Annotated in this window: 19 protein-coding genes; 5 read left to right on the top strand and 14 right to left on the bottom strand. The window is 73.2% G+C overall.

Features of this window, described 5'->3' with window-relative positions:
• Window positions 1-23: 23 nt before the first annotated feature.
• The 5 genes from ACZ6R9_RS27125 to ACZ6R9_RS27105 all read right to left on the bottom strand — a co-directional run bounded on the left by ACZ6R9_RS27125 (window position 24) and on the right by ACZ6R9_RS27105 (window position 5,719).
• A complete protein-coding gene (locus ACZ6R9_RS27125; RefSeq protein ID WP_380481723.1) occupies window positions 24-1,235 on the bottom strand; it encodes an acyl-CoA dehydrogenase family protein in 1,212 nt (403 codons plus the stop codon).
• 4 nt (window positions 1,236-1,239) lie between these two features.
• Window positions 1,240-2,259, bottom strand: coding sequence for a phosphotransferase family protein (locus tag ACZ6R9_RS27120; RefSeq protein WP_465540850.1), 1,020 nt, complete (start codon window positions 2,257-2,259; stop codon window positions 1,240-1,242).
• Between the two features lie 125 nt (window positions 2,260-2,384).
• Complete coding sequence (locus tag ACZ6R9_RS27115; protein ID WP_465540848.1) at window positions 2,385-3,836, bottom strand: catalase; 1,452 nt, start codon at window positions 3,834-3,836, stop codon at window positions 2,385-2,387.
• Between the two features lie 133 nt (window positions 3,837-3,969).
• Complete coding sequence (locus tag ACZ6R9_RS27110) at window positions 3,970-4,503, bottom strand: DUF6529 family protein (RefSeq protein ID WP_380481718.1); 534 nt, start codon at window positions 4,501-4,503, stop codon at window positions 3,970-3,972.
• A 16-nt stretch (window positions 4,504-4,519) separates the two neighbouring features.
• Window positions 4,520-5,719 carry a COG4315 family predicted lipoprotein gene (locus ACZ6R9_RS27105; protein ID WP_465540846.1) on the bottom strand — a complete coding sequence of 400 codons (1,200 nt, stop codon included), beginning with the start codon at window positions 5,717-5,719 and terminating at the stop codon, window positions 4,520-4,522.
• Between the two features lie 248 nt (window positions 5,720-5,967).
• Here ACZ6R9_RS27105 and ACZ6R9_RS27100 point away from each other — a divergent pair, with 248 nt between their 5' ends.
• Together ACZ6R9_RS27100 and ACZ6R9_RS27095 are read left to right on the top strand one after the other, a co-directional pair.
• Window positions 5,968-6,933: an ATP-binding cassette domain-containing protein gene (locus tag ACZ6R9_RS27100; protein WP_380481714.1), complete on the top strand. Its 966-nt coding sequence runs from the start codon at window positions 5,968-5,970 to the stop codon at window positions 6,931-6,933.
• Window positions 6,930-7,751 (top strand): ABC transporter permease, encoded by an 822-nt coding sequence (locus tag ACZ6R9_RS27095; RefSeq protein ID WP_380481713.1) that lies wholly within the window; start codon window positions 6,930-6,932, stop codon window positions 7,749-7,751. The genes ACZ6R9_RS27100 and ACZ6R9_RS27095 overlap by 4 nt, the downstream gene beginning before the upstream one ends.
• A 9-nt stretch (window positions 7,752-7,760) precedes the next feature.
• On the opposite strand, the gene ACZ6R9_RS27090 is transcribed toward ACZ6R9_RS27095, so the two are convergent.
• Together ACZ6R9_RS27090 and ACZ6R9_RS27085 are read right to left on the bottom strand one after the other, a co-directional pair.
• Window positions 7,761-8,114, bottom strand: a complete 354-nt coding sequence (locus tag ACZ6R9_RS27090) for a hypothetical protein (protein WP_465540844.1) — start codon at window positions 8,112-8,114, stop codon at window positions 7,761-7,763.
• 102 nt (window positions 8,115-8,216) lie between these two features.
• On the bottom strand, window positions 8,217-8,600 hold the full coding sequence (locus tag ACZ6R9_RS27085) for an NUDIX hydrolase (protein WP_465540842.1): 384 nt from the start codon (window positions 8,598-8,600) through the stop codon (window positions 8,217-8,219).
• Window positions 8,601-8,780: 180 nt separating this feature from the next.
• Between ACZ6R9_RS27085 and ACZ6R9_RS27080 the strand changes: the two genes are divergently transcribed.
• On the top strand, window positions 8,781-10,106 hold the full coding sequence (locus tag ACZ6R9_RS27080) for a cytochrome P450 (RefSeq protein ID WP_465540840.1): 1,326 nt from the start codon (window positions 8,781-8,783) through the stop codon (window positions 10,104-10,106).
• A 55-nt stretch (window positions 10,107-10,161) separates the two neighbouring features.
• On the opposite strand, the gene ACZ6R9_RS27075 is transcribed toward ACZ6R9_RS27080, so the two are convergent.
• The 4 genes from ACZ6R9_RS27075 to ACZ6R9_RS27060 form a co-directional block, all read right to left on the bottom strand.
• A complete protein-coding gene (locus ACZ6R9_RS27075) occupies window positions 10,162-11,190 on the bottom strand; it encodes an NAD(P)/FAD-dependent oxidoreductase (RefSeq protein ID WP_465540982.1) in 1,029 nt (342 codons plus the stop codon).
• Entirely contained in the window at window positions 11,187-11,705 is a 519-nt protein-coding gene (locus tag ACZ6R9_RS27070; RefSeq protein ID WP_380481705.1) for an isoprenylcysteine carboxyl methyltransferase family protein, read from the bottom strand. Before ACZ6R9_RS27070 ends, ACZ6R9_RS27075 begins: the two co-directional genes overlap by 4 nt.
• A 16-nt stretch (window positions 11,706-11,721) precedes the next feature.
• Complete coding sequence (locus ACZ6R9_RS27065) at window positions 11,722-12,780, bottom strand: type III polyketide synthase (RefSeq protein WP_465540838.1); 1,059 nt, start codon at window positions 12,778-12,780, stop codon at window positions 11,722-11,724.
• Between the two features lie 292 nt (window positions 12,781-13,072).
• Complete coding sequence (locus ACZ6R9_RS27060; RefSeq protein WP_465540837.1) at window positions 13,073-14,776, bottom strand: protein kinase domain-containing protein; 1,704 nt, start codon at window positions 14,774-14,776, stop codon at window positions 13,073-13,075.
• Window positions 14,777-14,957: 181 nt separating this feature from the next.
• On the opposite strand from ACZ6R9_RS27060, the gene ACZ6R9_RS27055 reads away from it, so the two are divergent.
• Complete coding sequence (locus ACZ6R9_RS27055) at window positions 14,958-15,776, top strand: UbiA family prenyltransferase (RefSeq protein WP_380481699.1); 819 nt, start codon at window positions 14,958-14,960, stop codon at window positions 15,774-15,776.
• Between the two features lie 72 nt (window positions 15,777-15,848).
• On the opposite strand, the gene ACZ6R9_RS27050 is transcribed toward ACZ6R9_RS27055, so the two are convergent.
• Both ACZ6R9_RS27050 and ACZ6R9_RS27045 read right to left on the bottom strand, forming a co-directional pair.
• A complete protein-coding gene (locus ACZ6R9_RS27050; protein ID WP_465540835.1) occupies window positions 15,849-16,130 on the bottom strand; it encodes a hypothetical protein in 282 nt (93 codons plus the stop codon).
• Window positions 16,131-16,266: 136 nt separating this feature from the next.
• Entirely contained in the window at window positions 16,267-16,536 is a 270-nt protein-coding gene (locus ACZ6R9_RS27045; RefSeq protein WP_380481695.1) for a methyltransferase domain-containing protein, read from the bottom strand.
• Here ACZ6R9_RS27045 and ACZ6R9_RS27040 point away from each other — a divergent pair.
• Complete coding sequence (locus tag ACZ6R9_RS27040) at window positions 16,496-17,305, top strand: Scr1 family TA system antitoxin-like transcriptional regulator (protein ID WP_465540833.1); 810 nt, start codon at window positions 16,496-16,498, stop codon at window positions 17,303-17,305. The genes ACZ6R9_RS27045 and ACZ6R9_RS27040 overlap by 41 nt on opposite strands.
• A 153-nt stretch (window positions 17,306-17,458) precedes the next feature.
• Here the strand turns inward: ACZ6R9_RS27040 and ACZ6R9_RS27035 are convergent, their stop codons facing one another.
• Complete coding sequence (locus tag ACZ6R9_RS27035) at window positions 17,459-18,574, bottom strand: DUF7927 domain-containing protein (RefSeq protein ID WP_465540831.1); 1,116 nt, start codon at window positions 18,572-18,574, stop codon at window positions 17,459-17,461.
• Window positions 18,575-18,580: the final 6 nt, after the last annotated feature.

The raw sequence follows: 18,580 nt of genomic DNA, 5'->3' as shown, positions 1-18,580 counted from the left end.
TCGGGCCGCCCCCTGGCGCGTGCTCAGCGGTACTTCTTCAGCTCCCGCCGCGCCAGCGAGCGCCGGTGGACCTCGTCCGGGCCGTCGGCCAGGCGCAAGGTGCGGTTGCCGGACCAGAGTTGGGCGAGGACGGTGTCCTGGCTGACGCCGGCCGCGCCGTGCGCCTGGACGGCCTTGTCGAGGATCCACTCCACGGTGGACGGCACGACGATCTTGATGGCCTGGATCTCGGTGTGGGCGCCCCGGTTGCCGACGGTGTCCATCAGCCAGGCGGTCTTCAGGACCAGCAGCCGGGCCTGCTCGATCCGCACCCGGGCCTCGGCGATCCAGTCCTGCACCACGCCCTGCTCGGCCAGCGGACGGCCGAACGCCACCCGGGAGTTGACCCGGTGGCAGGTCAGTTCCAGGGCCCGCTCGGCGATGCCGATGGCCCGCATGCAGTGGTGGATCCGGCCCGGCCCGAGTCGGGCCTGGGCGATCGCGAAGCCGGAGCCCTCCTCGCCGAGCAGGTTCGAGGCCGGGACCCGGACGTGGTCGAAGACGATCTCGGCGTGCCCACCGTGGTCGGCGTCCTCGTAGCCGAACACCCGCATGCCGCGCAGGACTTGGACACCCGGGGCGTCGCGCGGCACCAGGATCATCGACTGCTGGCGGTGCACCTCGGCGTCCGGGTCGGTCTTGCCCATCACGATGAGGAGTTGGCAGTTCGGGTTCATCGCCCCGGTGATGTACCACTTGCGGCCGGTGACGACGTACTCCTCGCCGTCCCGCTCGATCCGGGTGGTGATGTTGGTGGCGTCCGAGGAGGCGACGTCCGGCTCGGTCATCGCGAACGCCGAGCGGATCTCGCCGTCCAGCAGTGGGCGCAGCCAGCGTTCGCGCTGCTCGGCGGAGCCGAACTGGGCGAGCAGCTCCATGTTGCCGGTGTCGGGGGCCGCGCAGTTGACCGCCGCCGGGGCCAACAGGACGGAGCGGCCGGTGAGTTCGGCGAGCGGCGCGTACTGGAGGTTGGTCAGCCCGGCGCCCAGCTCACCCGGCAAGAAGAGGTTCCACAGGCCGCGGGCCTTCGCCGCCGCCCGGAGTTCGCCGATCACCGGCGGGATCGCCCAGGGCTCGCGCTTCGGGTCCTCCAGCTGCCCGGCCAGCACCGGCTCGGCCGGGTACACGAACTCGTCCATGAACGCGCCGAGTTCACCCAGCAGGTGGACCGTCCTGGCGTCGTACGCGAAATCCATCTTCTCAGCCCTCCACCGACGTGCGTCCGAACTCCACGAACAGGGGCACCAGTTCGCCGACCCGGTCGAACCCGGCGCCGACCGTGCCGCCCTGGGTGAACCGGTAGTGGATGCCCTCCAGCACCACCGCCAGCTTGAACGAGGCGAAGCCCACGTACCAGCCGAGTCCGGAGACGTCCCTACCGGACAACTCGGCGTAGCGGCGCACCAGTTCGTCGGTGTCGGGGAAGCCGGGGGCGAGCGCCGCGCCGGGCAGGACGCCGTCGAAGCGGCGGGCCAGTTCGGTGTACATCACCAGCAGGCCCAGGTCGGTGAGCGGGTCGCCGATCGTGGACATCTCCCAGTCCAGCACCGCGGTGATCCGGTCGTCCGGGCCGACCAGCACGTTGTCGAGCCGGTAGTCGCCGTGCACCAGCGCCGGGGCGGGGGAGCCGGGCAGGGTGTCGGCGAGGCGCTGGTGCAACTCGTCGATGCCCGGCACCTCGCGGCTCCGGGAGGCGTCCAACTGCTTGCCCCAGCGGCGCAGTTGGCGCTCCAGGAAGCCCTCCGGGCGGCCGAACCCGGCCAGGCCGACCGCGGTCGGATCCACTGCGTGCAGGGCGACCAGGGTGTCCACCAGCCGCTCGCCGAGGTCGTGCACCCGCTGTTCGCCGAGTGCGGCCAGCGCCTTGGCGTCCCGGTGCGCGGTGCCCTCGACGTACTCCATCAGGTAGAACGGCGCGCCGAGCACCGTGTCGTCCTCGACCAGCAGCACCGGGTTCGGCACCGGCACGGCGGTCGGCGCCAGTGCGCCCAGTACCCGGTACTCGCGGGCCATGTCGTGCGCGGTGGCCAGCACGTGTCCGAGCGGGGGCCGGCGCAGCACCCAGCGGGAGACACCGTCCTCGACCAGGTAGGTCAGGTTCGACCGGCCGCCCTCGAACCGGCGGGCCGTCAGCGGTCCGGCGGTGGGTGCGGGCAGGGCGACGTCCAGGTGGGCGCGCAGCCTCTCCAGGTCGAGTCCGGGCGGAGCGGCGGTGGTCATCGGGGGCACCTCGCAGAGAAACGTGGGCTGACTAAGCGCTTGCTTAGGATTGCCCCGGGGGCCCGAGTTGTCAACGAGCACCGCCCGCCAGGAAGCGCGATCCGGGCGGGCGGCGAGAGCGGGATTCAGCGGGCGACGGCGGCGACGACCCGGTCCCCGAGCGCCTGATCGACATTGCGCCAGTACTGGAAAGCGCGTTCCAGCACCGGCGCGGACACGCCGTCCTGCAGGTGCCCGGCGATGTTCGCGACCAGCCGGTCCCGGGCCGCGTCGTCCAGCACCTCGCGCACCAGCGTGCCGGCCTGCCCCCAGTCGTCGTCCTCCCGGTGCGGCGGGTACCCCTCGCGGACCATCTGCCCGGCGACGTCCCACCCCAGCGGTGCACCCCACAGCTCCGGCTCGGCGGCCGGCCCGCCGTACGAGTTCGGCGCGTACGGGCGGGCGGTGCGGGCCGCGTCGAAACGCATCGGGCCGTCCTTGGCGTACGAGTGCACCGGCACGTGCGAGCGGTTCGGCGGCAGCTGCGCGTAGTTCGGGCCGATCCGGTGCCGATGGGTGTCCGGGTAGGAGAACATCCGGCCGAGCAGCATCTTGTCCGGAGAGACCCCGATGCCCGGCACCAGGTTGGACGGCTCGAACGCGGCCTGCTCGATGTGGACGAAGTGGTCCTCCGGGTTGCGGTTCAGGGTGAACCGGCCGACCTCGATCAGCGGATAGTCGCCGTGCGGCCACACCTTGGTCAGGTCGAACGGGTTGAACCGGTAGTTCCACGCCTCGTCGAACGGCATCACCTGGACGTGCAGCGTCCACGACGGAAAGTCGCCGCCCTCGATCGCCTCGAACAGGTCGCGCCGGTGGCAGTCGCCGTCCGCGCCCGCCAGCCGGTCCGCCTCCGCCTGGGTCAGGAAGTCGTTGCCCTGGTCGGTCCTGAAGTGGTACTTCACCCAGAACCGCTCGCCGACCGCGTTCACCCAGCTGTAGGCGTGCGAGGAGAAGCCGTCCATGTGCCGCCAGTTCTTCGGGATGCCCCGGTCGCCCATCAGCCAGGTCACCTGGTGCGCGGACTCCGGGGAGAGCGTCCAGAAGTCCCACTGCATGTCGTGGTCGCGCAGGCCGTTGTCCGGGCGGCGCTTCTGCGAGCGGATGAAATCCTGGAACTTCATCGGGTCGCGGACGAAGAACACCGGCGTGTTGTTGCCGACCAGGTCGTAATTGCCCTGCTCGGTGTAGAACTTCAGCGCGAAACCGCGCGGGTCGCGCCAGGTGTCCGGCGACCCCAACTCGCCCGCCACCGTGGAGAACCGGGCCAGCATGTCGCACTGCTTGCCCGGCTGGAACAGGTCCGCCCTGGTGAACCGGCTGACGTCCTGCGTCACCTCGAAGGTGCCGTACGCACCGCTGCCCTTCGCGTGCACCACCCGCTCCGGCACCCGCTCCCGGTTGAACTGGGCCATCTTCTCGATCAGGTAGTGGTCGTGCAGCAGGACCGGGCCGACCGGGCCCGCCGTCAGCGAATGCTCGTCGCTCTCGACCGGGACACCCGCGTTGTTCGTGGTGAACGGGACGTGCTGGGACATCGGGGCAACTCCTCCTCGGGCACCCCGCCGGGCGCCGTGACCGCGCGGCGGCGAGGGTCGTCCACCGCGACTGCCTACCACTCGAACACCGGCCCGGGCCGCCCACAACCGCAGACCGTTATCTGACGCACCGTCAGAATCCGGGCGTGGCGTACCCGTTCAGGAACCACAGCGCCGCCGTCCACCACAGCAGCCCGATCGCGCAGAACAGCGCGCCGCCCGCCACCGGCAGCGCCCAGCCCGGCAACTTCCCATGCTGCACCAGCAGCACCTTCGCCGCGAACGCCCCGTACAGGAAGCAGCCCGTCACCGAGTGCACCCCCACCCGCGCGTCGGTGAACCGCACCCCGTACGCCAGCAGACAGTGCTGGGCGATCGGCAACGACAGCGCGAACGCCGCCACCCCGCCCGCCCGGTGCCAGATCCGCACCCGTGGGGCCCGGGCGCCGCCCCGGTACATCCACAGCGCCAGCAGCACCTGCACCAGTGCCAGACCGAGCAGCGCCGAACCGAGCTGCGACTTCAGCCGCAGCGCGTCCACCCCGGACTGGCCGAACAGGCTCCGGCCCGGGTCCGACGTGTGCGCGCGGCCGAACCACACCAGCCCCGCAGTGACGGCTAGCGGCGCCAGCACCGCGAGTGCGGTGAGGGCGGTCTGCCGGGACATGGTCGGGCGCTGCACCTCAGTTGTCCGGGGTGCCGTTGTCGAGGCCGTTGTCGGTGTTCGCGCCGGTGCCTGCGCTGGTGTCCGGGGGCGTGTCGGTGCTGGTGCTGGTGTCGGTGCTCGCGTCCGCGTCCGAGCTGGTACCCGCGTTCGTGTCCGTGCTGGTGCTGGTGCCCGCGCCTGCGTCCGGTCCGGTGCTCGCGTCCGCGTCCGAGCTGGTACCCGCGTCCGCGTCCGTGCTGGTGCCCGCGCCTGTGTTGGTGCCCGGGTCCGCGTCCGTGCTGGTGCCCGCGCCTGTGCTGGTACCCGCGTCCGCGCCCGCGCCCAGGCTGGTGCTGGTGCTGGTACCCGCGCCCGAGTCGGTACCCGCGTCCGTGCCCGGATCCGTTCCGGAGGTGTCGGGCGGCTGCACCACGGCGGGCGCGGAGGGCGCCACCGGCACGTACGGGTCCGCCGGGTTGGCGGGCGCCACCGGGGTGTCGGCCCCAGCCGTCGTGCCCGTGGTGGCACCTGCCGTGGCCCCAGCAGTTGGACCGGCGGTGGCGGTGGCGGTGGCGGTGGCGGTGGCAGCGGCAGTAGCCGTGGCGGTGGCACTGGCGGTAGCCGTGGCGGTGGCGGTGGCCCCCGGGCTCGCCGTAGCCGCCCCCGACGGCACGCCCCCGGCCCCGTGCAGCGTCGAGACGTCCACGCCCACCGGGTCGCCCAGCGAGGTCACCGCGTAGAACGTGCCGTGCGGGTCCGCCACCGTGTGCCCGGTGGCCTCGCCCGGTCCGTGGTCGCCCGTGTACCGGTACAGCGGGTGGCCCTTGTACAGCACCTGCGCCGTCCCGTCCGGGAGCGCCGCCGCGCCCAGCAGCCCGTCGTCCACGCCCGGATCGGCCAGCGGGAAGCCCGGCGTGGTCACCGGCGGCCAGGACTTCGCGCACTCGCCCACGCAGGTGCCGTGCACCGAGGTGTCCGCGCCGTACAGGTACAGCGTGCGGCCCTGCGCGTCCACCAGGACCGGGCCGAGGTTGCCCACGCTCTTCAGCGCAACCCGGGTGCCCGCCGAGGTCGCGAACGCCGACCCGGCCGACGGACTCGCCTCGGCGGCCGGCGCCGGCGACCCGGACCCGGTGGCCGGTGGGGCGCTCGGAGCGAGGTCCGCGCCGCAGCCCGCGGCCGCGAGGACGGACAGGGACAGCACCGCGGCGGCGGTCAGACAACGGGAACGGGGCATCACGACTCCAGGAGACGGAGCGGAGGGGGCTGGTCACCAGCTTCGGGCTGGTCACCATCCACCCCCGCCGCCCGCCGCCCGGCCACTCCAGAGCGGGCCCGGTCCGCACCAGGAGGTACCCCATTGCCCTGGACGGCCCACCGCCCCACCTGGCAACCCATCAGCCCCGGCCGCCGGACGGCCGTCCTGCGCGCCCCACCCGGACGGGCGGACACTGGAGGGGAACCACCTCGCCCGAGGGGGCGCCCATGACCACCCAGCACAGCACCACACCCGCGATCCGGGTCCAAGGGCTCGGCAAACGCTTCAAGGACCTCGTCGCACTCGACGACGTCGACTTCGAGGTGCCACCCGGCAGCGTGTTCGGACTGCTCGGGCCGAACGGGGCGGGCAAGACCACCGCCATCCGCATCCTCACCACCATCATCCAGCCCACCAGCGGCCGCGCCGAAGTGCTCGGCACCGACGTGGTCGCCCACCCGGGCGCCGTGCGCCGAATGATCGGCCTGGCCGGCCAGTACGCCGCCGTCGATCCCAACCTGACGGCCCGTGAGAACCTCCGCCTGATCGGAAAACTCACCCAACTGCCCCGCCACCGAAGGTCCCCGCGCGCCGCCGACCTGCTCGCCCGGTTCGACCTCACCCCGGCCGCCGACCGGCCCGTGCGCACCTTCTCCGGCGGCATGCGCCGCCGACTCGACGTGGCCGCCGCGCTGGTCCCCGAACCACCCGTGCTGTTCCTCGACGAGCCCACCACCGGACTCGACCCGCAGAGCCGCACAGCACTCTGGGAGCTGATCCGGGAACTCGTCGCCGACGGCACCACCGTCCTGCTCACCACCCAGTACCTGGAGGAGGCCGACCGCCTCGCCCAGCGCATCGCCGTCCTCGCCGAGGGCCGGGTGGTCGCCGACGACAGCCCGCACGCCCTCAAGGCCCGCCTCGGTATGACCGTGCTGGAACTCGGCATGGGCGAGGACCCGCGCGCCGTCCGCGCCGCCGCCCTGCTCACCGACCGTCTCGAACGCACCCCCGAGCGCGAGGGTGCCTTGCTGCGCCTGCCCAGTCCGGACGGGTCACTGCTGCTGATGGACGTCCTGCACGCGCTGGAGGCCGAACGGCTCACCCCGCACACCATCGCCGTCCGCGAATCCAGCCTGGACGACGTCTACCTCGCCCTCACCGGCCACCGCACCTCCGGAGGCCCGTCATGACCGCCACCGCCCCAGCCATCGACCTCGCCCCCACGCCCGGCCTGTCCGGACGCCTGCTGGCCCCCGTCCGGGACGGCCTGGCGGTCTGCGGGCGTAACCTGATCGCGCTGCGCCGGGTGCCCCGGCTGCTGATCTTCTCCACGGTGCAGCCGATCGTGTTCGTGCTGATGTTCCGCTACGTGTTCGGCGGGGTGGTCGGCGCGGCCCTGCACGGGGTGAGTTACGTCGACTACCTGATGCCCGGCGTGTTCGTGCAGGTGGTCACCTTCGGCGCGGTCAACACCGCGATCGGCCTGGCCACCGACCTGCAGACCGGCCTGATGGAACGGTTCCGGTCGCTGCCGATGGCCCGCTCCGCCGTGCTCTCCGGGCGGACCACCGCCGACCTGACCCGGAACGTGTTCGTGGTGGCACTGATCAGCGGCGTTGGCTTCCTGGTCGGCTTCCGGGTGCACAGCAACGTCTGGGGGTTCCTGGCCGGGGCGCTGCTGGTGCTGGCGTTCGGCTTCGCGATGTCCTGGGTGTTCGCCGTGGTCGGACTCGCGGTCGGCGACCCGGAGACCGCGACCGCCGCCGCCTTCCCGGTGCTGGCCCCGCTGGTGTTCGCGTCCTCCGCGTTCGTCCCGACCGTGACCATGCCCGGGTGGCTCCAGGTGTTCGCCAACCACCAGCCCGTGACCATCACGGCCGGCGCGGTGCGGGCCCTGATGCTGGGCACACCGGTCGGCTCGCAGGTCTGGCAGGCCCTCGCCTGGGACGTCGGCATCGTCGCGGCTTTCGCGCCGCTGGGGGTCTGGCTCTACCGCAAGGCCGTGTGAACTCCCGGCCTAGGACGAGGCGTCCTCGGGCTGTTCCGGCCGTTCCGGCTGCTCGGGTTGCTTGGGCGGCTGGGGCGGCTGGGGCTGTTGTGGCCGCTCCGGCTGTTCGGGCTGTTGGGGCTGTTGGGGCTGTTCGGGCTGGGACCAGACGGTGCGGTCGCCGCCGCGCCAGGCGACCAGCTCGGCGTCGTCCAGGTCCGGCTCGTCCACGCCCGCGCGGCGGATGAACTCCGCCACGTCCTCCGCCGAGGTGGCCCGCCCCACCGTCCGCCCGTAGATCTCCACCCGCCGGTACGGTCGGGCCCCGCGGGTCGGTGGGCGGACCACGACCGGCGGGTGGAATATGTCTCCGGACTCGCTCATACCCCCAGTGTCGCGCGCCCCGGACGGTCCGGCATCGGTGCAGGTCGGCGAGTGGACGCGGGGCGTGTGCGGCCGGTCGCGGAGCGCGCCCGCCGAGGGCGTTCAGGCGGCGTTCAGGCGGCGCAGGACGCGCAACCCGTCCGGCACCAGCGGGAGGCGGCGGCCGGCCAGCAACTCGGCGGGCGGGACGAAGCCGCACCAGTCGACCTCGCCCGCTCCCGGGCCCGGCAGCGGCACCGGCGGGCGGTCGGTCAGCACCCGGCGCACCACCAGGAAGCCGGACGCCAACTGCCCATCCGGCGGCCTTCGTTGCGCCAGCAGGTCGTAGTGCCCCGGGTAGGATGCCGCCCCGGCCGCGCGCCGGTACAGCAGCACCCGCCCGGCCGGGTCCACGTGCACCGTGGCGACCAGGCGCCGCAGCAACGGCGGCTGGGGGCCGGGCAGTTCGGCGGTGCGGGCATCCGTCGGTGCGGGAGTGGAAGGCACGGTCGTCCCGTCTGTCGCTGGACCGGGGCCGCGCCGGCCGCCGGGCCGGGGAGGCGACGGCCGCGCCTGACGCATCATCACCACCCGAATGCGGCACGATTGTTGCACACTGTGTACGCGTCGTAACGCATCGTGGCGTTCGCGTGTGCCACCCGCGTCCCGTCATCGAATCGAGGGCCCGTGCACCCCGCCACCGTCCCCGGCGGCCTCCCGCTGCTGGGCCACCTGCCCGCCATGATCACCCGCCCGCTCGCCTTCCTCGACACCCTGCCCGCGTACGGCGACGTGGTCCGCATCCGGGTCGGTCCGCGCGAGCTGTACCTGGTCGGTGCACCGGAGTTGATCCGGCGGGTGCTCACCGACCGGGCCGATTTCGACCGCACCGGCCCGCTCTACGCGAAGATCCGCACCTTCCTCGGCAACGGCCTCGCCTCCTGCCCGCACGCCGACCACCAGCGGCTCCGCCGCATCGTTCAACCCGCCTTCCAGCGTGCCCTGTTGCCGCGCTACGCCGAGGCGATGACGGCCGAAACGGCCGCTCTCACCGCGAGTTGGCGGGCCGGACAGACCATTGACGTCACCCGCGAGGCGTTCACCCTCACCACCGCCGTCGCCGTCCGCACCCTGTTCTCGGCCGGCCTGACCGCCGAAGCCGCCGAACAGCTGCGCCACGCCCTGGACGTGCTGCTGCGCGGCCTCTACCTGCGCGTCGTGCTGCCCGCCGCCGACCTGCTGCCCACGCCCGCCCGCCGCGAGTACCGCCGCGCGCTGCGCACCTGGCACGCCGGGGTGGCCGCCATCATCGCCGACTACCGGGCGCGCGGCCGCGACCACGGCGACGTGCTGTCGCTGCTGCTGGCCGCCCGCGACGAGGACGGACGGCCGCTGGGCGAGCGCGAACTCGCCGACCAGGTCGCGACCTTGGTGCTCGCCGGGGCCGAGACCACCTCCTCCGCGCTGGCCTGGTCACTCCGCCTGGTCGCCGAACACCCCGAGGTGGAACGGAAGTTGCACACCGAGCTGGACGCCGGACCGGCCGGCGACCCCGCCCGCTGGCAGCATCTCGCCCAACTCCCGTACACCGCACAGGTGGTGAGCGAGGCGCTGCGGCTCTACCCGCCCGCCTGGGCGATCAGCCGCAGCACCACCCGCCCGCTCGAACTCGGCGGCGTCCAACTGCCCGCCGGCGCGCCGGTGATCTGCTGCCTCTACCTGCTCCAGCGCCGCCCAGAGCTGTTCCCCGACCCCACCCGCTTCGACCCCGACCGCTTCGCCCCCGGCGCCGTCCACCGGGACGCCTACCTGCCGTTCGGACTCGGCGCCACCCGCTGTCCGGGCGACCGCTTCGGCACCGTCGAAGCCACCCTCGCCCTGGCCACCGTCGCGGGCCGCTGGCGGCTGCGCCCGGCGGTCGCCGAACCGGTGCGGCCACTGCCCAGGCTGGTGCTCTCGCCCGGCCCGCAGCCGATGCGTCTGACGGAGCGGACCGGCGGGGTGGCAGGTTGACCAGACCGGCGGGGTGGCAGGTTGAGCGGACCGGCGGGGTGGCAGGTTGAGCGGATCAGCGGGCCAGCAGGTTGACGGCCGCGCGGAACAGCGGCGGGGCCGCGGCGGCCAGCGGGACGATCCGGGGGCCGATCAGCGGGTGGTGCCGGGCGGCCAACAGCGTGCTGGTGAGCAGGCGGTAGGGCCGGGTGGCGCGGCGCCAGGCGCGTTCGTACGCGGCGGGGCGGCCGGCGGTCAGGCAGTGGACGGCGGCCTCGGCGGAGGCCAGAGCGATCGCGATGCCCTCGCCGGTCAGGGCGTCCAGGTACCCGGCGGCGTCCCCGACCAGCAGCACCCGCCCGCACACCCGCGCTGCCGCGCGTTGTCGCAGCGGCCCCGCGCCCCGGACCGGTCCGGCCTCCGCCTCGCCCATTCGCTCCAACAGGGCGGGAAACGCCGCGAGTTGGCGATCGAAAGGCAGGCGCTGCGAGCCGAGCACCGCCACCCCGACCGCCTCGTCCGACACCGGCGTGACGTACGCCTCCGCGTGCCGCGACCAGTACACCTCCACCAGGTCGCTCCACGGCCGCACCGCGAAGTGGCGCCGCTGCCCGTAGCGTGCCGACCGGCGGGCGCCGGGCGGCCGGTGGAGTCCGAGCGCGCGGCGGACGGGGGAGTGCAGCCCGTCCGCAGCGACCACGCTCTGTGCGGTCAAGTCGCCCACCACCACCGCTCGTTCACTGACGTGCAGGCTCTCCGCACGGCCGGTGGCGCGCTGGACCCCCAGCTGGTCCGCGCGGGCCGCGAGGGCGGCGTGCAGCACGGTGCGGCGCACGCCCAGGCCGTGGCCGGTGCGGAAGCGGGCCTCGGCGGCGCACGGGCCGTCGGCCTCCAGGTAGCGGATGCCGTGGAACGGGCGCCCCTCGACGGTGACGCCGAGTCGCGCCAGCGCCCGTACCGCGCCGGGCATCAGGCCCTCGCCGCAGGCCTTGTCGACCGGCGTCGGACGCGGTTCCAGCACGGTGGTGGACAGCCCGGCGCGGGCGGCGTGGATCGCGGTGGCCAGCCCGGCCGGGCCGCCGCCGATCACCAGCAGGTCGATCACGCGGCGGCCCGGCACAGCGTCAGCGCGGCGTCCTCGCAGCGCAAACGGGTGGCCAGCAGAAGGGAGTTGAGCACGGTGAAGGCCAGCGCCGTCACCCACGCCGTGTGCACCAGCGGCAGCGCGAACCCTTCCACCACCACCGCCAGGTAGTTGGGATGCCGCAGCCACCGGTACGGCCCGCCGGTGACCAGCGGCAGGCCCGGCACCACGATCACCCGGGTGTTCCAGCGCGGCCCGAGCGTCGCGATGCACCACCAGCGCAGCCCCTGCGCGGCGAGTGCCAGCGCCGCCATCGGCCAGCCCAGCAGCGGCAGGAACGGGCGGCCCGCCCACCAGGTCTCCAACAGGCAGCCCGCCAGTAGCCCGGTGTGCAGGGCGACCATCGGCGGATAGTGCCGCCGACCGTACTCCACCCCGCCCCGGGCCAGGCTCCAGGTGGCGTTCCGGCGGGCGACCTGCAGCTCCGCAAGCCGTTCCACGGCGACCAGCGCGACCAGCACGGTCCAGGCGATCATCTGTCCCACCACTCAATCACCAGCGCAGCAGCACGAGTTCGGAGGAGAATCCCGGGCCGAGCGCGAGCATCAGCCCGAACGAGCCCGGTGGCGGCGGACCTTGGTCGATCACCGCGCGCAGAATGTGCAGCACCGACGCCGAGGACAGGTTGCCGCAGCGCGCCAGCGACTGCCGGCTCGGCCCCAACGCGGCTTCCGGCAGGCCGAGTTCCTCACCCAGCACGTCCAACACCTTGGGGCCGCCCGGATGGCACACCCAACTGCCCACGTCCCCCGGCTTCAGGTCGTGCGCGGCCAGGAACGACGCCACCTCCTCGCCGACGTGCAGTCGGACCAGCTCGGGCAGGTCGGGCCCCAGCAGGATGCTGAAGCCGAACTCGCCGACCTGCCAGCCGAGCAGCCGCTCCGTCCCCGGATACAGCCGGCTCCGGGTCGCCACCACCACCGGCCCGCCGCCTGCTGCCGGATGCTTGTCACCGACCGCCAGCAGCGCACCCGCGCCGTCCCCGAACAGTGAGGTGGCCAGCAGGTTCGGCGGCGAGGTGTCCGTCCGCTGCAAGGTCAGCGAACACAACTCGGTGGCCAGCAACAGCGCCACCCCGTCCGGACGCCCCGCCAGCACCTCGTCCACCACCGCCAACCCGCCCGCCCCGCCGGCGCACCCCAGGCCGAACAGCGGTACCCGCCGCACGTCCTGACGCAGGCCGAGCCGGGCCGCGACCCGCGCCTCCAGCGAGGGCACGGCGATGCCGGTGACGGTGGTGGAGACGACCACATCGATCTGCTCGGCATCCATCCCGGCCGCACCCAGCGCCGACTCGGCTGCCTGAAAGGCGAGTTCGGACGCGGCCTCCAACCAGGCGTCGTTGGCCTCCCCGAAACCGTCGAACTCGCCGTACCGCTCCAACGGGAACGCCAGATGCCGGAACTCCACCCCCGCCCCCGTGAAGAACCGCTCCGCCAGCGCCCGTTCGTCCCCCGCCCCACCGCGCAGCGCCGCCAGCCCAGCGGCCAACTCGCCCTGCCGGTACCGATGGGGCGGAAGAACCCCGGACACTCCAGCGATCCGCGTCACCGGCCCAGGATAGGGACCGAACCCACCCGAACCAGGCAATCCGCCCGCGTCGGGCGCGTCCGACGCCTGGCGGCGGTGCGTCAGTCCGCGGCGGGCGACACGGGGCGCCCAGTACGGCTGTGGCGCGCCGAGGTTCCCGACGATCCCACTGTCCGGGGAAAGGCTCGGCGAACGGACCAGCCGCCCGTCCTCCTGCACTACGAAGATCCGATCTTCCTGCCATCGGACCCCACTTCGGGCCGGACCATACGCGCGCACTCCGACAGCCGGGCCCGGCGCCGGAGGCGGATGGTCAGAGGCGGAGGGTGCTCCAGCCGCGCGTGATCTCCTCGCGGACGTCCGTGGTGCCGTCGGGTTGCGCGGACGTCAGCAGCGCGAGCAGCGCGGTGCCGTCGGCCGGGCGGGCGGCCGGGTCGGGGGTGAGGGCGCGGGCGACCACGTCGGCGAGCGCCGGGTCCAGGGAACGGACGGTGGCGAGGGCGGTCTGGTCCGGGCCGGTGTCGATGATGCGGCGGATCACCCCGCCGGTGCTGGTGGCCGCGAACGGGCTGGCCCCGTGGGCGGCGCACACCACACAGCACGCCCACGCCCAGATGTCGGCGGCCGTGCCCACCCGCTCCTCGCCGAACTGCTCCGGAGCCATGTAGGTGAGCGTGCCCGGCCCCGCGCCCGTCATGGTCAGCCGGGTGCCGTCCACCAGAGCGGCGATGCCGAAGTCGAGCAGCCGGGGCCCGGCCGAAGTCAGCATGATGTTCGCCGGCTTGAGGTCGCGGTGCACCAGACCGAGCCGGTGAACACCCGAGAGCGCCACCGCCAACGCCAGGCCGAGCGCCCGCAGCGCCTCCGGGGACCGGACCGGCCCGTTCTCCCGCAGGTGGGTGTCGAGCGGGCGCCCGTCCAGCAACTCCATCGCGAGGAACGGCCGGCCCGCGTCCACGCCGGTGTCCAGCACCCGCGCGGTGTACGCCCCCGGCACCATCGCGAGGACCTCGGACTCGCGCTGGAAGCGTCGCAACAGGTCAGGATCGTCCAGCAGTTCGAGGTTGATCGTCTTCAACGCGACCTGGGTGGCCGCCCCCTCGCGCCGCGCCAGGTACACCGTCCCCATGCCACCCGACCCGATCCGGCCGAGCAACTGGTACCCGCCGATACTGCGCGGCTCGTGCCCGCTCAACGGCTGATGCGGCACCTGGGCGGCCGCCCGAACGGGCACGGGGGGAGCGGCGGGCGGGGGCGGGGCGGGGAGAGCGGTCGCCGGGGCGGTGACCGCGGTGGCGGGCGGCGCGAACGGCTGTGCGGCGGGCTGGGCATGCGGCTGTACATACGGCTGGCCCCAGGGTTGGCCCTGGGGCTGCGCGTAGGCCTGGCCGTACGGTTGGCCGTAGGGCTGCGCGTAGGGCTGGCCGATCGGTGCGGCGGGCAGCGGTGCGGGGTGACGGCGGGCGGTGATCAGCGCCACCGTCTGAAACACCAGCGCACCGATCACCACACCCAGCGGCAGCACCAGCACCGCCAGGACCGCGAGCACCCCGAGCACGATCCGGCCGCGCCGGCGAAACCGCCCGTCCGACGCCACCTCGGGCGGCATACCGACCGTCAACAGCGCCCGCCCCACCCGATGAGTGAGCAGCAGCAACGCGCCCACCAGCAGCGCCGAGACGAGCCACAGCCAGATCCGCAGGCTGGCGGTGTGCAGCCGGATTGCGACCCCGAGCGGGTGCTCGTCGGCGAACGCCGCCGGGCTGCGCAGCACGTCGAAGCCGGCGTTCAGGAAGACGTTCATCAGGACTTCGAGCGCAGTCGCGACCACCACGCACACCGCCAAGTCGCCCACCACCGGCCCGACACCGGGCGGCGCGGCCCCGGCCGCGGTGGCCACGGCCCGGGCCCGGAGCGTGCGCTGGGAGCGCCACAGCAGCGGCAGCGACAGCAGGCGCGTGACCAGTGCAAGCAGCAGCACGAGCGACAGGTCAACGGTGAGATCGGTGTTCAGCACCGTCGGACTCCCCCTGGTCGGCCGGTGAACGGGCACCGGGAGTATATGTGCGGCGCGTTGCTCGCGGCGCGACAACTCCGGTACCCCACAGCATTCTTGACATCCCACCTCATTGTGCTGCGCCGAACGGTCGGCGCGGTGATCCCGCCCCGCCGGCGCGCGGACGGCTAGCGTGGCGGACATGAGCGGCGCAGCGGTGGTGCCCCGGGCCCGGGTCGGGAGCCTGATGCGAGCCTGCCACCCCGTGCCCGCCGCGGCCGTGACCGGACTGGCCGGGGCGATGGCCGTCGGTGCCGGGCGCGGACTGGTCGGGACGCTGCTCACCGGCGGCGCGGTCGCGGCCGGGCAGCTCTCGATCGGTTGGAGCAACGACCTGATCGACCGGCAGCGGGACGGGGCCGCCCGGCGTCCCGACAAGCCGCTCGCCTCGGGCGAAGTGACTGTCCGCCGGATCACCGCCGCCATCGGCTGGGCGATCGCCTGCTGTGTGCTGCTGTCGGCGGCGTGCGGGTTCGCGGCAGCCACGGTGCACCTGGTGGCAGTGGCCGCCGGGTGGGCCTACAACCTGCGACTGAAGGCCACCTGGTGGTCCTGGCTGCCGTACGCGGTCGCGTTCGCCCTTCTCCCCGCCTTCGCGACCCTCGCGCTGCCGGGCCGGCCATGGCCCGCCGCCCCCGTCCTCGGCGCCGGCGCGCTGCTCGGCGTCGCCGCCCACTTCACCAACGTCCTACCGGACTTGGCCGCCGACCGCGCCGCCGGAATCCGCGGCCTCCCCCAACGCGCCGGCGCCCGCACCTCGGCCCTGGCCGCCGTCCTCGCCGCAACCGCCGCCGCCCTCCTCCTCGCCCCGGGCTGGCCCGTCCTCGCCATCGCCGCCCTACCCGTGCTCGCCACCCTCCTCGCCCCGCACGGCCGCCTCCCGTTCCTGTCCGTCATCGCAGCGGCCGCCCTCGCACTGGCCCTCCTCCTGCTCAACGGCGGCCTGCGTACCGGCCCTTAGCCCTGGCGATCTGTGCGCGCGCAGCAAGGCTCAGGCCGTGCGGACGGCCTGAGCCGAGTGCTCATGACGGGATCAGGGAGTGACTCCGGCATGCTGAATGACGGTGGACGTCGGAGACGGACTGGTGGTACCGGCGTTGTCGCCGCCGCCGGAGGTGATGCCGACCAGGAACAGCAGGGCCAGCAGCAGCCCACCACCCCCAGCGGCCGCCTTTCCACCGCCGGACCCGCCGCGGTAGCCGGTGTAGGTGGAGCTGCGGGCGGCGTTGTTCGCGCCCTTGATCGTCCGGATGTGGGGCCTGACATAGGTTCCGTCGTTTCGGTAGTGGCCGCGAACCGGGACGGTCTTGGTCATCGACACTCCAGAGAGGGTTGTGGACATGCTCCCCCGCACGCGGCGATTCCACCACCCGGCACTGACAATTCTGGGCGCCACCAACGGAGTTGGCCGATGACCTGCGAAATCCGGAGAGCTTCCCCAGCCGCTCGGCTCAGATCGGGCGATCAGGGCCGTCCAGCCAGGCGTGCCAACCGGTCGGGGTGACGGCAAGTCCGAGCCGCTCGACGCCGGGCTCGCCCGCCCGCTGCCACCAGGCGACGGTCCGCTCGAAGTCGTCCCACAGGCGGCGGTCGCCGCACTGGCGGACGTGGTGGACGTCCTCGCCGTCGCGGAAGGTCGCGGCAGCCCACGCCGGGGCGGTGAGGGAGTACAGCCACAGGGTGTGGGCGCCGTCGTCGTGGACCTGGACGGCGTGGGTCACGTCCCGCAGATCCCGCTTGCTCTCTGCCCGGTGCGGGTGGCATGCTGCCAAGACGTCCCGCATTCTGAGCGCCAAGGCCGCCCCGTCCGACTCGGACATTCGGGCGTGGTGCTCAGCATCCGGGGCGGAAGACCAAGCAGAGGACCTGATCGCCACCGCACGCTCAGTGGACTCGATGTACCTGGAGTGGCGCAGACTCCATCGAATGGGGATGCGCAAGGTGCAGGAGGACTTCTACGCGCTCCATGAGCGGACGATCCTCTGCCGCGTGTATGCCTCGAACGTGCCTCCCGGGTTCTTCCGAACACCGGCCTTCGCCACCGCTCTCATGACTGCCATCACCGAGTTCCAAGGCACCCCGGACGACGTTGCTGAGGCCGTTGTCGCACGTGTCGCCCGAAGCCGATTCCTGTACGAGGGGAACCATCGGTTCGTCGTTCTGATGGAGGAGTGGGTCCTTCGGTCCTGGGTCGGCAACCGCAGCGCGACGGTCGGCCAACTGTCCCACCTCTTGGACGTGATGCGGCTGCCGTCGGCCTCCTTGGGCATCATTCCAATGGGTGCCGCCCGCACGATCTGGCCGCTTGAGGCCTTTTACCTCTACGACGACCGCCAAGCCCTCGTGGAAACGCTCACTGCTGAGGTCAATGTCACGCAGCCCCGCGAGCTTGCCGACTACATGCGAGCCTTCTCCGGATTGGCTTCCAGCGCGGTGTACGGCGACGCCGCGCGGGCCTTGATTGTGGCCGCGCGCAACGCACTCGGGTGATTCGGCACATCAGTGGCCACCGGTACGGTCTGGGCGGAGTGGGACTGCTGGTCGGCGACGCCACGGACCGTCGGACGGCAGCCGAACTGAGGGGTGGCCGCAGGGCGGCCGTGACCGGACGTCACGACCGCCCCACGGCCCGCGCGGGTCGGATCAGTTGTGGCGGGCCTTGCGGCGGCTGAGTACGACGGTGAGACCGCCGACCAGCAGCAGGGCGCCGCCGGCCGCGGCCGTGCCGAGTACGGTGGCGCCGGTGCTGGCGAGGACGCCCGAGGTCTGCGGGGTCGCGGAGGCCGACGGGGTCTGCGTGTCGGGCGAGCTCGGCGTGGTGGAGGAGGCCGACGCGCTGGGGCTGTGGGTGCCGGGCGTCTGGCTGCCGCCGGTGGACGACGGCGACGGCGACGGGGTGACGGCGTCCTTGACCGTGAGGTCGGTCGCGCAGCCCTTCTGGGTCTCGCAGTCGCCGCGCGCGTCGTCCGGCGCGGTGACGGAGGTGGACAGCCGGCGGTCGCCCTTGCCGTTGACGGTCACGGAGTACGTGATCGTCGCGCGGCCGCCGACCGAGAGGTCGCCGGTCCAGAGCATCCTTCCGTTCCTGACCTCGGCGGTGCCGGAGTCGGCCTTGACGTCGCCGTTGTAGTCGGCGTCGTCCAGCACCTGCGACAGGTCGTCGAGGATCCCGAGTTCCTTGACCGCGCGGTTGCCGTGCTGGACGACGGTCACGGTGTAGGTCACCTTGTCGCCCGGGTGAACGACAGAGCCGGACTTCGGGTCGGAGGTCTCCGTGAAGGTGTACATCATGGCCGGGGGTGCGTCGTAGGTGAACTGGCCGGTGCTGCTGGTGCCGCCAGGGGTGGTGACGGCCACGGCGACGGCACCGGGGGCGGTGCCGGCGGGGGCGGTGGCGGTGATGCTGGTGTCGCTGTCAACGGTGAAGCCGGTGGCCGGGACGGAGCCGAAGGACACTCCGGTCGCCCCGGTGAGGTGGGTGCCGGAGATGGTGACGGTGGCGCCGCCCGCGAGGGGGCCGTGGCCGGGTTCGATGCCGGTCACCGTGGGGGCCGGGGCCAGGGTGTCGAGGGTGACGCTTCCCAGCTGCCGGTCGAGGATGTCGCGCGCGGAGGCGAGAGTGGTGACGGTTCCGCCCGCGGCCGGGGAGTCGGCGTGCGCGGGTGCGGCCAGGGTCAGCAGGCCGAACGTGGTGGTCGCCGTGGCGAGCAGCGCCGCGGTGCGGCGGGCCGGTGTCGCGGCGAGTACGGAACGAGACATGAACAC

The organism is Kitasatospora sp. NPDC048662 (genome assembly GCF_055587065.1).
Note: the sequence above shows the minus strand (reverse complement) of the source record. Positions and strands in the feature narration are given on the sequence as shown.

Excerpts from the sequence above, each read along its gene's own strand:
- ACZ6R9_RS27125 (WP_380481723.1), bottom strand. The coding sequence starts at position 1,235 with ATGGATTTCGCGTACGACGCCAGGACGGTCCACCTGCTGGGTGAACTC.
- ACZ6R9_RS27120 (WP_465540850.1), bottom strand. The coding sequence starts at position 2,259 with ATGACCACCGCCGCTCCGCCCGGACTCGACCTGGAGAGGCTGCGCGCC.
- ACZ6R9_RS27115 (WP_465540848.1), bottom strand. The coding sequence starts at position 3,836 with ATGTCCCAGCACGTCCCGTTCACCACGAACAACGCGGGTGTCCCGGTC.
- ACZ6R9_RS27110 (WP_380481718.1), bottom strand. The coding sequence starts at position 4,503 with ATGTCCCGGCAGACCGCCCTCACCGCACTCGCGGTGCTGGCGCCGCTA.
- ACZ6R9_RS27105 (WP_465540846.1), bottom strand. The coding sequence starts at position 5,719 with ATGCCCCGTTCCCGTTGTCTGACCGCCGCCGCGGTGCTGTCCCTGTCC.
- ACZ6R9_RS27100 (WP_380481714.1), top strand. The coding sequence starts at position 5,968 with ATGACCACCCAGCACAGCACCACACCCGCGATCCGGGTCCAAGGGCTC.
- ACZ6R9_RS27095 (WP_380481713.1), top strand. The coding sequence starts at position 6,930 with ATGACCGCCACCGCCCCAGCCATCGACCTCGCCCCCACGCCCGGCCTG.
- ACZ6R9_RS27090 (WP_465540844.1), bottom strand. The coding sequence starts at position 8,114 with ATGAGCGAGTCCGGAGACATATTCCACCCGCCGGTCGTGGTCCGCCCA.
- ACZ6R9_RS27070 (WP_380481705.1), bottom strand. The coding sequence starts at position 11,705 with ATGATCGCCTGGACCGTGCTGGTCGCGCTGGTCGCCGTGGAACGGCTT.
- ACZ6R9_RS27055 (WP_380481699.1), top strand. The coding sequence starts at position 14,958 with ATGAGCGGCGCAGCGGTGGTGCCCCGGGCCCGGGTCGGGAGCCTGATG.
- ACZ6R9_RS27050 (WP_465540835.1), bottom strand. The coding sequence starts at position 16,130 with ATGACCAAGACCGTCCCGGTTCGCGGCCACTACCGAAACGACGGAACC.
- ACZ6R9_RS27035 (WP_465540831.1), bottom strand. The coding sequence starts at position 18,574 with ATGTCTCGTTCCGTACTCGCCGCGACACCGGCCCGCCGCACCGCGGCG.